Origin of the sequence: Delftia sp. ZNC0008 (assembly GCF_000799035.1) — a bacterium.
Taxonomy (GTDB): domain Bacteria; phylum Pseudomonadota; class Gammaproteobacteria; order Burkholderiales; family Burkholderiaceae_C; genus Comamonas; species Comamonas tsuruhatensis.
In genome coordinates, this window is record NZ_JTKZ01000790.1 from 1 (window position 1) to 12,535 (window position 12,535).

25 protein-coding genes and 2 tRNA genes are annotated in these 12,535 nt (G+C 32.3%); 4 read left to right on the forward strand and 23 right to left on the reverse strand.

The genetic code is table 11. The annotated features are described in order from the left end of the window. Positions 1-217 precede the first annotated feature (217 nt). From L995_RS32365 to L995_RS25500, 23 genes are all read right to left on the reverse strand, one after another. Positions 218-487, reverse strand: a complete 270-nt coding sequence (locus L995_RS32365) for a hypothetical protein (RefSeq protein WP_036853163.1) — start codon at positions 485-487, stop codon at positions 218-220. Next, positions 484-663, reverse strand: coding sequence for a DUF7228 family protein (locus L995_RS34925; protein WP_043626189.1), 180 nt, complete (start codon positions 661-663; stop codon positions 484-486). Before L995_RS34925 ends, L995_RS32365 begins: the two co-directional genes overlap by 4 nt. Continuing rightward, complete coding sequence (locus tag L995_RS32375; RefSeq protein WP_036853164.1) at positions 660-1,007, reverse strand: DUF7339 family protein; 348 nt, start codon at positions 1,005-1,007, stop codon at positions 660-662. Before L995_RS32375 ends, L995_RS34925 begins: the two co-directional genes overlap by 4 nt. A 1-nt stretch (position 1,008) precedes the next feature. Beyond that, a complete protein-coding gene (locus tag L995_RS33450) occupies positions 1,009-1,203 on the reverse strand; it encodes a hypothetical protein (protein ID WP_036853165.1) in 195 nt (64 codons plus the stop codon). 55 nt (positions 1,204-1,258) lie between these two features. Beyond that, complete coding sequence (locus L995_RS33455; protein ID WP_068505922.1) at positions 1,259-1,450, reverse strand: hypothetical protein; 192 nt, start codon at positions 1,448-1,450, stop codon at positions 1,259-1,261. A 168-nt stretch (positions 1,451-1,618) separates the two neighbouring features. Further along, positions 1,619-1,873, reverse strand: a complete 255-nt coding sequence (locus L995_RS32380; protein ID WP_036851135.1) for a hypothetical protein — start codon at positions 1,871-1,873, stop codon at positions 1,619-1,621. A gap of 326 nt (positions 1,874-2,199) precedes the next feature. Then, a complete protein-coding gene (locus L995_RS32385; protein WP_036851133.1) occupies positions 2,200-2,508 on the reverse strand; it encodes a DUF3310 domain-containing protein in 309 nt (102 codons plus the stop codon). Then, the gene (locus tag L995_RS34930) at positions 2,508-2,627 is read right to left on the reverse strand and encodes a DUF7186 family protein (protein ID WP_425337477.1); all 120 of its coding nucleotides are present in this window, start codon (positions 2,625-2,627) and stop codon (positions 2,508-2,510) included. Before L995_RS34930 ends, L995_RS32385 begins: the two co-directional genes overlap by 1 nt. Positions 2,628-2,684: 57 nt before the next feature. After that, positions 2,685-3,572 carry a DNA adenine methylase gene (locus L995_RS32390; protein WP_036851131.1) on the reverse strand — a complete coding sequence of 296 codons (888 nt, stop codon included), beginning with the start codon at positions 3,570-3,572 and terminating at the stop codon, positions 2,685-2,687. Positions 3,573-3,850: 278 nt separating this feature from the next. Beyond that, on the reverse strand, positions 3,851-4,165 hold the full coding sequence (locus tag L995_RS32400; protein ID WP_036851127.1) for a hypothetical protein: 315 nt from the start codon (positions 4,163-4,165) through the stop codon (positions 3,851-3,853). A gap of 84 nt (positions 4,166-4,249) precedes the next feature. After that, positions 4,250-4,759: a hypothetical protein gene (locus tag L995_RS32405; RefSeq protein ID WP_036851125.1), complete on the reverse strand. Its 510-nt coding sequence runs from the start codon at positions 4,757-4,759 to the stop codon at positions 4,250-4,252. Then, on the reverse strand, positions 4,756-4,971 hold the full coding sequence (locus tag L995_RS25445; protein ID WP_036851123.1) for a hypothetical protein: 216 nt from the start codon (positions 4,969-4,971) through the stop codon (positions 4,756-4,758). Before L995_RS25445 ends, L995_RS32405 begins: the two co-directional genes overlap by 4 nt. A gap of 12 nt (positions 4,972-4,983) precedes the next feature. Next, positions 4,984-5,343 (reverse strand): single-stranded DNA-binding protein, encoded by a 360-nt coding sequence (locus L995_RS25450; protein ID WP_036851122.1) that lies wholly within the window; start codon positions 5,341-5,343, stop codon positions 4,984-4,986. Positions 5,344-5,347: 4 nt separating this feature from the next. After that, positions 5,348-5,914, reverse strand: a complete 567-nt coding sequence (locus L995_RS25455) for a Sak single strand annealing protein (RefSeq protein WP_036851120.1) — start codon at positions 5,912-5,914, stop codon at positions 5,348-5,350. Further along, positions 5,911-6,207, reverse strand: a complete 297-nt coding sequence (locus tag L995_RS25460) for a hypothetical protein (protein WP_036851118.1) — start codon at positions 6,205-6,207, stop codon at positions 5,911-5,913. Before L995_RS25460 ends, L995_RS25455 begins: the two co-directional genes overlap by 4 nt. Continuing rightward, the gene (locus L995_RS25465; protein WP_197064472.1) at positions 6,194-6,577 is read right to left on the reverse strand and encodes a DUF7413 domain-containing protein; all 384 of its coding nucleotides are present in this window, start codon (positions 6,575-6,577) and stop codon (positions 6,194-6,196) included. Before L995_RS25465 ends, L995_RS25460 begins: the two co-directional genes overlap by 14 nt. Positions 6,578-6,700: 123 nt before the next feature. Further along, on the reverse strand, positions 6,701-7,087 hold the full coding sequence (locus tag L995_RS25470; protein WP_036851114.1) for a hypothetical protein: 387 nt from the start codon (positions 7,085-7,087) through the stop codon (positions 6,701-6,703). A 56-nt stretch (positions 7,088-7,143) separates the two neighbouring features. Next, on the reverse strand, positions 7,144-7,401 hold the full coding sequence (locus L995_RS25475) for a hypothetical protein (protein WP_197064473.1): 258 nt from the start codon (positions 7,399-7,401) through the stop codon (positions 7,144-7,146). A gap of 146 nt (positions 7,402-7,547) precedes the next feature. Next, positions 7,548-8,444 carry an AAA family ATPase gene (locus L995_RS25485; protein WP_036851106.1) on the reverse strand — a complete coding sequence of 299 codons (897 nt, stop codon included), beginning with the start codon at positions 8,442-8,444 and terminating at the stop codon, positions 7,548-7,550. Next, entirely contained in the window at positions 8,441-8,791 is a 351-nt protein-coding gene (locus L995_RS32410; protein ID WP_046091362.1) for an HNH endonuclease signature motif containing protein, read from the reverse strand. Before L995_RS32410 ends, L995_RS25485 begins: the two co-directional genes overlap by 4 nt. A gap of 167 nt (positions 8,792-8,958) precedes the next feature. Then, on the reverse strand, positions 8,959-9,180 hold the full coding sequence (locus tag L995_RS33460; protein ID WP_036851104.1) for a hypothetical protein: 222 nt from the start codon (positions 9,178-9,180) through the stop codon (positions 8,959-8,961). A gap of 115 nt (positions 9,181-9,295) precedes the next feature. After that, complete coding sequence (locus L995_RS25495) at positions 9,296-9,988, reverse strand: hypothetical protein (RefSeq protein ID WP_036851102.1); 693 nt, start codon at positions 9,986-9,988, stop codon at positions 9,296-9,298. A gap of 501 nt (positions 9,989-10,489) precedes the next feature. Beyond that, positions 10,490-10,678, reverse strand: coding sequence for a hypothetical protein (locus L995_RS25500; RefSeq protein WP_036851101.1), 189 nt, complete (start codon positions 10,676-10,678; stop codon positions 10,490-10,492). 263 nt (positions 10,679-10,941) lie between these two features. Between L995_RS25500 and L995_RS34725 the strand changes: the two genes are divergently transcribed. The 4 genes from L995_RS34725 to L995_RS25515 all read left to right on the forward strand — a co-directional run bounded on the left by L995_RS34725 (position 10,942) and on the right by L995_RS25515 (position 12,053). Further along, positions 10,942-11,073 carry a hypothetical protein gene (locus L995_RS34725; RefSeq protein ID WP_015979566.1) on the forward strand — a complete coding sequence of 44 codons (132 nt, stop codon included), beginning with the start codon at positions 10,942-10,944 and terminating at the stop codon, positions 11,071-11,073. Beyond that, positions 11,070-11,552 carry a hypothetical protein gene (locus L995_RS25505; protein ID WP_036851100.1) on the forward strand — a complete coding sequence of 161 codons (483 nt, stop codon included), beginning with the start codon at positions 11,070-11,072 and terminating at the stop codon, positions 11,550-11,552. The genes L995_RS34725 and L995_RS25505 overlap by 4 nt, the downstream gene beginning before the upstream one ends. A gap of 289 nt (positions 11,553-11,841) precedes the next feature. Further along, positions 11,842-11,912 (forward strand) — tRNA-Trp (locus L995_RS25510). Positions 11,913-11,981: 69 nt separating this feature from the next. Then, positions 11,982-12,053: transfer RNA gene (locus tag L995_RS25515), tRNA-Pro, on the forward strand. The last annotated feature ends 482 nt before the right edge of the window (positions 12,054-12,535 follow it).

The following is a 12,535-nucleotide window of genomic DNA, read 5'->3' on the forward strand; positions in this document are numbered from 1 at the left end:
CCGCGTCACTAATTCGTTGTTCTTCAAGTGATTTCTCCTTAGCTTGCCTTATATGCTCATATTTTGCTTTCTCTTGCGTTTTAAGCTCTTGTTCATATAATTGTGCCACAATATCATTAAAGCCCTTATCTGCCCTTTTATGAGCCTTTTGAATCAATACGATACTTCTAGTTGTGTCGTCTGTTAAAATAAAGATAATTGCTCTCCTTTTTGCGCATCAATTGCTTACCTGATTGATAGCTTCAATAATATTATTGCCGACATTTATTAGAATTTCATCACTTACAATTACATTCTTTCTTGAAAATAGTTCGTTCTCAATCTTCATAAAGTGCATTGCTTTAGCTAAAAATTGAGCAGATGATTCATAATATAATGTTTCTAGCTCATCATCTGAAAGCTGTGTTAAATCATCATTAGCAAAAGTTGTAAGTTTTCGCTTAATCTCTTTGCCATTGTCGTCTTCCTCTACGTAAAAACGTTTCATCTATTCATACCTCTAATTTCAAATTTTTCAATAATATACCTTTTAGAGCCAAGCTCAAGGCTCACTAGATAATTATTAAAAGGGTCATTCTTGTTCAAGTCATTAGCGATCTTTCTAGCTGTTGACCGTGGATATTTTGAACTATTAATCTTCCTTGTGTACTTGTGTAATATTATCTCATTGCCTCCCTTTGCATTTTACGCTTCAATCGTTGCTTATATAGATATTCTTTGCTTGGTTCTAAACTAGACAATATCTCATCTAGTAAGTCAAACGCTTCTCCGTTATCTCCTACGCTATCAATTTTTTTAAGTGTAAGCTCGTGCATTTCATCATCATTTAAAAACATAGTAAGATAAGGGAATGCTACGGTATTTGGCAAGCTCAAGCGTGATTTAGTTATTCTTAGGTTAGGATATTTACCTGTTTCAGATTTAACTTTTAACTCAAATTGATTCATTGCGATACCTTGTTCCTCTAGTACGCTAGTAATTCTTTCATATAATTCTTCATTTGTCATTTTATTTATCTACTTTCTTAACCATTAGTTGCTCATAACCTGAACTTGTTCCGTTCATTACAATTGTTTGAATATCTCCCACACGTTCAAAACCTTTATTTTCTAAAGCACTAATTTGTTTACCTAAACCTTTCAAACTAAAAGCTACAGCTCTCTTATATTTATCTTTAGGCTTCTTGTTAAATAATTTAATCATCTTAATTCTCCTTAATTTTTTATATATACTATTATATTAAACTTCTTTTAAATTGTCAAGCGATAACTTCAGTAATTTCAGTTATTTTTTTAACTAAACAATTAGAAGCTATATCAGATTTTTCTACAAAATACTTAAAATCAAACGCTTCTCTCTTTGTATAATATTTTTTATTTTTAACGTTGTAAAAACCTGTTATATCTTTTTCTAACCATTCTACTTTATAATATGTAAATTCATTATTCATTATCCAATTACTCCTGTCTTAATATTTAGTCTTTGCTGACTTGATAAGTGATATGAATTGCACCACTTGCAGTAATAAGCTCTTACTGGTATCTTATCAGCTTTCTTTTTATTATGCTGTGCATTTGCTATTGAATATAAAGCACCCATTTTTGTGTATTTGCGTTTCTTACACATAATCTAACCACTCCTTAATCGTAAATAATTCAAAGCCATTTAGTTTGCTTTGTTTTTCAATTTCTACTTGATTTCTATCTAGGTCTATCAGCAGTTCAATTACAGGTCTACCATTATCAAGCCACCTGATGACTGTATTAGTTTTAAGACCAAAATACTTAGCACATTGAGCCTTACAGCTGAAGTGTAGTTCTTCTTCCGTTGTAGGGTTATAAGCTACGACCTTTATAGCTTTTTGTGTTGCCATTGTTTAATCCCCTTTCTATAAAACAATATTATCAAATTACTTTATATTTGTCAAGAATTAACTTTAGACCTCTTCAATAAATTCCAAGTATCTTTCATCAATCGCTTTTATCTCTTCTTTCGTGAACTCTGATTTAAAGTTATTTCTTTCTTCTTTAAACCCTAGGAAGAGAAACTTATTCCCTAGCTCGTTTTTAAAAGAGTTTAAATATCCTTTTTTGTTGTTCATCAATTTAACATTGTATTTTTCATTTGTATCTCCTTAATTTCTATAAGACTATAATATCAAAAAAAGTTCACACTGTCAAGCATAAACTTTATTTTCAATTATTCTTCGCCTTTCCATTGTTTGAAATCATCAGCTATATCTTGTGCAAAGCTCATAATGTCGTCAGCAGTGTATTCTGTAAGCTTATTCTCGTTACTTAAGTTAGCAAGTTCTCCTGCATAGTCTAAAGCCTTGTTACGGTCTTTGTCGTAGCTTTCACCCTCTTTCTTGCCAGCTCTCACTAGATACTTTAATACCTGCATTGTATACCAGCCTGCAAGCTCTTCATAGTTAAAATGATGTTTAAAGTATTCGTTAAGTTCCATACCGTATTCATTGGCATAGTGCTTATTTGTACCATAATTCATTAGATGTTACCCCCAATCCATGCAATAAGCAACGTCGCAAGCATACCTATCCAAGTGATAGCGATAAGTGTAAAGCCGACACCTGCAACCATCATTAAAGTTTTTACTGTATCTTTCATTTTGTTCTCCTCTATTTATAACTCTATTCTATCAAATTGCTTTTACTTTATCAAATATTAACTGTTTTTAACCATAAATAATTTCTCATTTTCTTTTTTGCTTCTTCCACTTTGGAGAGTGCTGCGCGCTTTGTCAAAAGAATATACAGCTTCAAAGCGTTCATCTGAAATTGAATAACTTGAAATTATCACGATGTTATTTTTAGCCATTACAAATGCCCAGTCATAAAATTCTTGACTATCGAATTGATTAATATAACCTTTTTGGTGACTTTCTTCATAAGGTGGGTCAAGATATAGAATAGCTCCAGAAACATCACTAAAAGCGTGATAACTTTTGCTTGTAGCTTTTATTTTATTTAATTTTTGAAGTTGTTGAATTCGTTGAAGTTGTTCAAGTCGTTCAAGTTGTTGAAGTCGTTGAATTTGTTGAAATTGTTTGTACTTTTCAATCGATCTCTTATATGTTTTGGTCTGTTTATAACCACTAAAAACGTCATGCTTTTCAATTATTTCTTTAGCTAGATTATATTTTAAATCTGAAATTTCTTTAGAATATAAATAATCTCTCTTTTTATTACCGAAAGAGTTAATCAGCAACTTCAAAAAGTCATCTGTTGTCTTGTTTTCTTTCTCCTTAATCTCGGTAAACTCTGTACGTGAAACAATAAGGCTTTTAATCCACTCACGGTCTTGAGAGATAACTCGTTCAAAAGCGTTGGTTATATCCTTGTCTAAGTCGTTATAATATACTTCTAAGCCATTTAAAATACATTCGGATGTAATTGCTCCGCCTCCTCCGAAGATGTCGTATATCGGCTTGTCTGTGCCAAAGTTCTGTTTGATAATCTCAACTATTTTCTTGCTTATCTTTTTCTTGCTTCCTTGGTATGGTAATCCAATAGGTTTACCTTTTCTGATTTTCTTCTCGTCTAAACTAAGCATTATTTATTGTCTTTCTAGTTTGGTAAAATTTATTCCAGTTTTCTATAAGTTCCAGCAACTTAGGTTCATCATATTCGGTAAATAGTTCAACCTGTGATGTAAACCAGCAGTGTAGACAGCGATCGCAACTATAACAGATGTTCACGTATCCTCTACAATCTTTGCAAACTCCTAAACCATTACTCATTGGTATATCGAAGCAGTGGCAATATCTTTTGTCATTAAAGTATTTTTGTTTCATTGTTACCTTTCTAGTTTATTCTATACCTTATTATAAGCTATTTCTTTTTATTTATCAAGCGATAAGTCCCATAGACTACTAATAAAATAATTGTTATTATAAATAGCGGTGGAATGAATACAGTTATCGCAAACCAAACAATAGATATTAAAGTATAGATCATGATTTTTAGTATTAATTTACCAGCAGGAGTTTCTTGAAAGGTTATATCCTCATCTAATGATGAATCATCTTCTTTCGAATTGCCGTAAAATATTTTGTCTTCATTTACTTCGTACTTGTTACCGCAATAATCACATTTACCATTAGTGAAACTTGAAGACCCACAGGTTACGCATTGTATTAAAATCATTTTATTACCTCCTTTCTTTAACTATATGTATTATTATATCAAAAAAGCTCTAAGCTGTCAAGCCTAAAGTTTTTATTCTTAATATTATTGTTCTTTCAATTTATTCTTGAACCAAATGATTCGTTCTTTGAACCAAGCGTCAACTCCTTCAGGACGTAGCCATTTACCTTGTTTAACTCCATTCTTTTCCATGAACTCAATCACTTTAGTTGGAGTTTCTGGTTCGTCCCACATATTATATTTTGCTGAATGGTATTTACTAAACATTTCAAGCGTTTCGATGTAGCTATCTTTCAGAAGTTCCGTGTCAAGCAATTTTTGGGCTTTCTCAGCACGTTTAGCAAGTCGTTCGTTAACTTGTTCCAGTTGTTCCTTTTGTCGCTGTAAGCTCAAATTATGGTTAATATAAGCAATTTGCTGTGCATGTCGTCCAAGTTTGCCTTGTGTATTAAGCTCGATCAGTTTAGCCATTCCCTCGCCAAGAATTTCATCAGCCACAAAGTTATGTTTATATTTTTTATTTGTGTTGCGTACATAGTTGTCAAGCGTTTGTTTAATTTTAAGTTTTTTGTGTAGCTCTCTTAATGTTGTCAATTTAATACTCCCTCATATATTTTACCAAACTTTAAAGCGTTAATTTTAACTAACTGCTTCAATTCTGATATAAATTGCTGTTCTCCGTCAAAGTCAAATGGCATTGATACGTTTTCCTTGATCCAAGCGAAAGCTCCGTCAAAGTCTTGTCTTAATAAGCTCATTTTATCCACGATGTCGATAATTTGCTCTCTCTCTTCTTCTGTGTACATGTAACCACCTTTCTAGAAAGGAAGTTCTGATTCATCAACTTCAACAGGTTCAGAACCACCAAATAAGTCTTGTTTAGCTTGTGATTGACTACTATTATCATTAGTGATAAATACTTTTTCAACCGTAGGGAAAACAAAGTTATAATTTACGTATTCTCCTGATTCCTTGGCTTGTACACGACCGCTGACCGTTACTGTGTCACCTAATTGAATGAAATCAGGCAAGAAAGCCGAACCGTACGCAACTTTTACGTTAGATCCCTTTTCTTTTTCAAATAATGGGACTGAAATAATTTTCTTATCGCCTTTTGCTGTACTTACTGTACGTGTATTTTTTTCATTCGCTTGTGCTGTTACTGTGATGATTGCCATTTAATTATTCCCCTTTTTCTGTTTCTTGCTGTGCTAACCAAATCTTCATGATGTCGGTAATTTCTTTTTTAGTCTTATTTTTCAAGCTGTCAATATTTTGGTATCCTAGTTGTTCAGCTCGTTTTATAAGTGGCTGAATCTCTCTAAGTCGTTGTTTTTCTGCTTCAAGCTCTTTTTGTTCTTCTGTTAGAACTGGTAAATCTTCATTTGCATAAATATATAGCCCTAAACCATGACGAGCAATTGCCTTAACTAGTCCACGCTGAATGGCTTTATTTACGTCCATAGAAGTCAGTTTTTCAACTGGGATAGATTGGTTACGATAGTCCATTACAGGCAAGTATTCAATGTGCTCCAAGCCCTCAATAGTCATACCAACCTTAACCCATGCTGTGCGACCGTCTGTGTGATAATTTAACCCTTGTTCATTTTCATAAACTTTACTGTTAGCTTCAGGATATACTTTTTTAACTTCAGACCATGCATATGCCCAACTAAGATAATCTAAATTATTCTTTTTGCTTTTCTTATCATTTACATTAATAACGCTTAGTTCTTCAAATACACTCATTCGATAACCTCTTCTCTCCAACCTTGGCTTTTAAGCTCTGAGGCTTTTGTCAAATCAGATTCACTAGATAAATAAAACTCCGAAGCATACTTTTTTGACAAAGTGTGAAAAGCATGCCCAAAGTAAAGTTTACCTTTCTCGCTTGCATGATTTGCTTCATTAAATTCTAAATACATTACTGACACTTTTTCCTTTGCTGTATCTGAATCTTTCTCTTTTTTAAGTTTTTCAGTAACTTTTTTCACAACTTCTTCTAGCTGTTTTTCATCAAATTTAATATTAATTGTTTCCATTTACTCCTCTTTCTACAATGAAGACGTCGCCTTGTCTTGTAATTTCAATATTATATTTAAGCATAGGCAGGATCCAACCTTTACCCCAATAGCTCCATAATTCGCTTATCAAGCCATATAAGCACTCGTTAGGCTCTGCCCTATACTTTGTTTCGTTCATTTCCTCAAGCTCTTTAGATAGCTTTCTGACACCTCTAGCGTAATGTTTACTAGCTTTTTCTTCTGCCCTTAAACTTTTGTAGTTGCTTTTCATATATGAACTTTCTAATATCGTCTTTCTGCTGTTTTTCCTCTTTATCAGACCAACTAACTTTTTGGCCTTTTCGCTTGCCACTTTGATAAACTCGTCTGTTATCATCAGGAAAGCCATTTTTTTCAAAGTACATTCTAGCATATTCAAAGTAATTTAAGCTGTTGATGTACTGCTGACTATCCTTTTTGTGATAATTAAGAGTTATCAATCGTCTTTCAGCTAGTGATTCAAAAGATGTTATCATACTTCTTCTTCAACGAAACCTAAAGCTAACAAAGCTTTATATTCCTCGCTCCCCTCTTTAACTTCAAGAGCATCTTGCTCGAATTTTGTTAATTGTTTAGACTGTCCAGCATAATATAATGCAGTTCCTCCGCTACTATCAGAAAAGTTATAAAACTTAAATTTAGGTTCAATAACTTCATAACCGTTAATGACAGCTTCAACCATTTTCAATTGCTCGTAACACTCAAAAGCACTACTTGGACATTTATCGCCGCCTATCCAATTGTATCCATAACCAAAACGAGTGATGTGACAAAGCGCTCGTTTTTTGTTTATTTCATCTTCAAGGTTTCCAAAAGTTTCAAGATAATCAGCTTGTTTTTGCGTTAATTTGACTACCATTTGTTAGTTCTCCTTTATTTCTATATATACTATTATACCAAAATTAATTATCGTTGTCAAATATTAGATGATATTTTTTTATTTATTTCTACTTTTAATTGTAATGCCCTAATCAATGCACGCTTAGAATAATCATTTTCGCAAGCTGCATGCAATTTTTTCGACTGTCTGACTAGAAATTCAGCACGTCCAAGCCATACTTTGAAAAGTTCGTCATTATGCCATTCTGCTTTTACCATTTCATCTAATGCACGATATAACCAACCGTACACTTCAGCGTGTAAAATAATAGCTTTGTTCTTGTAGTCGTTCATTGAGTTCATTTTTTGCTCTCTCTATTAATTTAAAGTCATCACTGTATAAAACAGGTTTTGAATATTGTTCATTCATGTTAAACCTTGAATAATAGTCATAGAAGTATTCATTTACTTTTTCATGGTAATAAACAACGTATTTTTTATCACTCATTTTCTGTTACTTTTCCTTTCTCTTTAGCTAAGTCTAAGAAAGCCTGTGCCGATTCTTTCGTCGTTTCGATTGGAGTTTCAGCCTTTACTTTTTCCACTAGTTCGCTATCTGGTTCTTTTTTTGATTTATTGACGCAAGTGAATACTGAATCAACGTATGAAAAGTTTAAATCATCGTCAAACTGATATCCACGCGCTTTGACTGATAACTTAGAGAAGTCGTTATGCTTGCCACGTTTAGGGCTTAACATTAACATAAATTCTGCCCATGCTGTTAGAGTAGAACCACCCAAGGCGTCACTAGGCTTTACCATATATGCTTTATCGTCCATTGAGTTTGCATAAGCTGATTTGTTTGCATGAGCTACTAACAAGAAAGTAACGTCTTGGAAAAGTAACTTTAAGCGTGTAATTCTCCTAAGCATTGGTTCAAAGTCTTTACCGTAGATAATGTCTCCATTTCTTAGCATTGTCATTAAATTATCCAAGATCACGAATTTTATATCATTTTCTTTAATGTATTCATATAATAAGTTCATGTGGTGCGAATCATCAAGCATAAACTCTCCACCTGTCAAAAAATGTAAGTCTTCTGGTGCATTATCTTTATTTCTAAGCCTTTTGTTTAACTCTCTGTCAGTATCTTCATTGTCTATGTATAGTGTCTTGCTTCGCTTTGTATCATAACCAAAAAAAGGTAACCCTTGCGATACCATTAAAGCCATGTGCATTGCTAGAGAGCTTTTAAATGACTTAAATGGAGCTACAAGTATTCCAGCTTGTGAACTTGGCATTAACGTATCAATAAGCCAGTCATCTTTTAAATTTATTAAGTCTTCACGCTCTTTTAAGTGCTTGGCTGTCTGTACTTTTTCAAATATATTGGTCACTTTTTAATTCTCCCCTTTTGGTTTATAGTTTTCAATACATATATTCCGTGTAATGTATTTTCTTGGCTAGTACACCATTCTAGGTTATTTAAATCGTTATTTTGCTTGTTTCCGTCAATATGGTTTACTATTTTTTTATTTTCTGGGTTAGGAATAAAAGCGAATGCTAATAATCTATGTTTTTTCACTTTCAAAGTTCTATTATCAAAACTTGCTGAAAATTGATAATAACCGTCTTTATCTTTGCTCTCTTTTTTTTGTTTACCGTTTTTAGAAAATAGTTTTCCGTCTTTTGTTAATGTGTATCTTTCTAACACTTTTTTATATAATTCATCATTAAACTTCATTTCTTTCTCCTTTAGTATATAATAACAAAAAAGACTTGAAAAGTCAAGCCTTAAACCTATTAAGCTCCTTAGCTGTACTTACTTTATCAAATAAATTCAACTTTCATGCCTCTCAATTTATAACCTTTTTTAATCCTACGACTAATGCCACCTGGTTTTTTCTCAATTTAGTCACTAGTTACCTCCATTGGCTCTGATTCTACGCAATAAACTTTGAACGGCTTTTCTTCTTTTGCTCCATTTCCGAAAAATAGCTCCCATTGATAATTTAATAAAACACAAGTCTTAATAGCTTCGTGTTTTTTTGTATAAAGAGATAATCGTTTTCCGCTATAATTTTTAGCCACTGTGTCTTTATCAGTTGTTAGTGCCACATAGTAAATTTTCATTTATTTCTCCTTTTCTTATATCATGATATCAAATTATTTTATATTTGTCAATACTTAATTCCATTTTTTTCTTTTATGAATTTGTTTATACTATCTTGATTTAATCGTTTAGATATTATTTGAACCAAGATAAATCAATTTCATTAGCTAAATCAGCAATTTCTTTCAAGGCTTCTTCGTCTGTCATGCTTTTTAAATCACATTCTTTAAGTTTGCGTTCGATTTCATTAGCTGTTACAATCGCTTCTTCTAATGATTGAGTTCTAATAATATTTTTAGAAACTTGTTCTTGTTTAAGACGAAGTTTTTCTATTTCATCCGTTGTTTTGGGTTGTTCGTTATTTAATTTTTCTCTTATAGCGTCATCTTTTTTGCCATAAGTTTTTCTATAAATGATTTTTTCATATTCATCAGATGCCATTTTATTTGTTTTTGTGTTAAAGTTTTTCATATTTTTTCCATATTTTCTTCTAGCCCAACTTGCCAGTGATTTTTGATTAATGTTGTTTAAATATCTTTCGAAAGAATAAACTGTATGAAACTTTTGTTCATACTCAACTTTATTTGTTTCTTTGTTTATTGAGTATTTAAATGCTCTATCATACATAAAATTTAAGTAATCTGTGTGTAAATCTCCCAGAAGCGAATCATAATTGTCTCTTTTTTCTATTGTTTCTTTTGAAATTGCCTTACCTTTAGCTTTGCCTTTAGCTTTACCAACACGACATTTACGACCAGACTCTTTATATTTACATTTTGGGTTTTCTCCGTTACAATTAGAACAAAATTCTTGTTTAGGTCTAGCCATTTTTTTACCTCCTTTCTTGATGATAAATTAATTATATACTTTTATTTTAGACTTGTCAAGAATAAAAATATTGTTCGGAAATAACTATTGTTTTTATGCTTGTACATATTTATTGACATTTATTGTTCGGTTTTAGCTATTTTTTAATGTGCAAAAAAAACGTAGTAGAATATATTAACATTTAATTTGGTACACTAATAATTATTTTTCCGTACATTTTATTTTTCTTGTGTATTTAACATCTTTAACTTTAATGTGCAAAAAAAACGTAGTAGAATATATTAATCTTTAATTTCGGACACTAATAATTATTTTTTTACGAGTTGGAAAGCTCTAAGTTATAAATCACCTAATCAATCAAACAATAAGCTAATTGTGCTTACTGATACCATACTTTACAAACAGGACACACAATGCACTTACTTTCTGCCACTTCTAGTCAAATTGCGGTTAAGCGTAAAACAAAAGCCACTAAGGTGGCAATTATTTTTTTAATATAATTTATTTATTTTTCCCTAAATCAAAATGTATTGCTGGCTGACTATTCCATAGTTCTAATGTTTCCTTGTCTACTTCTGGTTGATTCATGTATTCTCTGTTCATTCTAGCTCTTGTATTAACTACTTTAATTTTAATACGTTTCTTGTATTCCTGTTGTCGTAAGTACATCAGATATTTATCTCTAGCCATAGTTACCTCCTATAAATAGTATAACACAAAATGCCTACAAAGTCAATCATAGCTTACATAACAGAGGATAAACCAAACCTGAAAAGTGCATTTGATATAATATATATATCAAGTTGAGAGAGGAAAGCAAATGACAGAGGAACAGCTACTATTTAAGCAAGAGACATTGTCAGAAGTTGACTTTAACGAGTTCTTACTTAACGCTGTTGAATGTGGTTTGATTAATCTTGATACAGCTTTAATTTTTAAGGGAGAATAAAGAAATGAATAAAGAGCATATTTTAGCACAAAAAGAAGTATTGACTCCGATTGAATATGAACACTATGTTAAGCACTTATTTGATATTGGAGAAATTACTAAAGAGCTTTATATTGAATTGAGTTCTGATTTATGAGCAAAGCCTTAGCTATTGACTTTAGCACCTCTAATACTGGTTACGCATTTCGTAATCCTTTGACAAATGAGTATGTAGTCGGTTCAATTGCAGGTGGTAAAAGTAAAGATCCTTTGGAACGTGCCAAGCTTATTGCTGACGGTATAACAGAAATTATTGAGCATTACAATTTATTTGACTACTTTATTTATATTGAAGAACCTATTATCACGTTCAAGTCTAAGGGAAACATCTCATTGATTAGAGCTAACGGTTCATTCTTGGGTGTCATGCGTAACCGTCATAACATTGGCTATGTTGATGTACCAAACAGTAAATGGTGTGGGTATCATCTAATTAAAGGTAAGAGTGCATTGCGAAAAGTACAAAGCATTGAGATACTCAAGAGCTATAACATAGTACCTGATAATGATATCAACGACGACATGGCAGACGCGTTCTGTATCTTACTCTATGTAGAAAGTCAGGAGAATGAATGATTGTAATTAATATTGCCTTGATTATTCTTGGCATTTTATATGGTGTAGGTTCGGTTACCAACTTTAAGGAGTGGTATTATCGCCATGACTATCTAGCTATTATGCTAAGTGTATTTACATCTATCTTATTGGTAGTGGCTGGAGTATTAAACGTTTTGAATTAAAAGAATAGGTGTACTGATTGACGGTACTTAAATGTCATAGAGTTGACAGCCAAGCATAGGGTGCAAACTGTAAAGCATACTGTTTGATTAAATGAGTACTAGCAACTAACAGCCCTTTGTATCTAGCGAACATAGTATAATGGTAATGCTACAGATTCCAAACCTGTAAACGTGGGTTCGATTCCTACTGTTCGTGTTCTCCTTTATTTTATTATATGTTATAAGTTATAGTTCTAGGTATTGAGCGTATTATGGCATATAGTAACAGGATATAGTGTTAATGGTAGCATGCGTGTTTTGGGAACATGTAGTGTTGGTTCGAGTCCAGCTATCCTGATGAGTGGTGTATAGTCCATAGACGAAGTGTTAAGCTATGGCACAACTATACAGATAACTGGTGCACGGTTATATCAGCTAACGAAAGTCCTAGTGTATTAAAGTGTCACAGGCATAACTAAGTGACAGCTGGTTAGAGTAATAAGGTGTACTAACGTGGTGTAGGGTTCGATTCCCTACTGCTCTATAATAAGATGCCAGCTACTGATAGTTAGTCATAGTTAGCAGTATAGTCTAATGGTAAACGTAGGTTCGATTCCTACTACTGCTATAAGACAAGGGGAGAAGCAAATGATTATATTATCTTTATTTATTATTATGTTGTTCATTAGTCCAAGTATAGCATTGTTGTTATTGCTATTGGTTATTAACCCAGTGTTCACGTTGCTATGGCTATTAGTGTGGCTTGCTATTAAACTATAAAGTAATTAGTAAAAGAAAATATTTTTTTATATATACTCCCCCCCATTAATCGCTATGTTA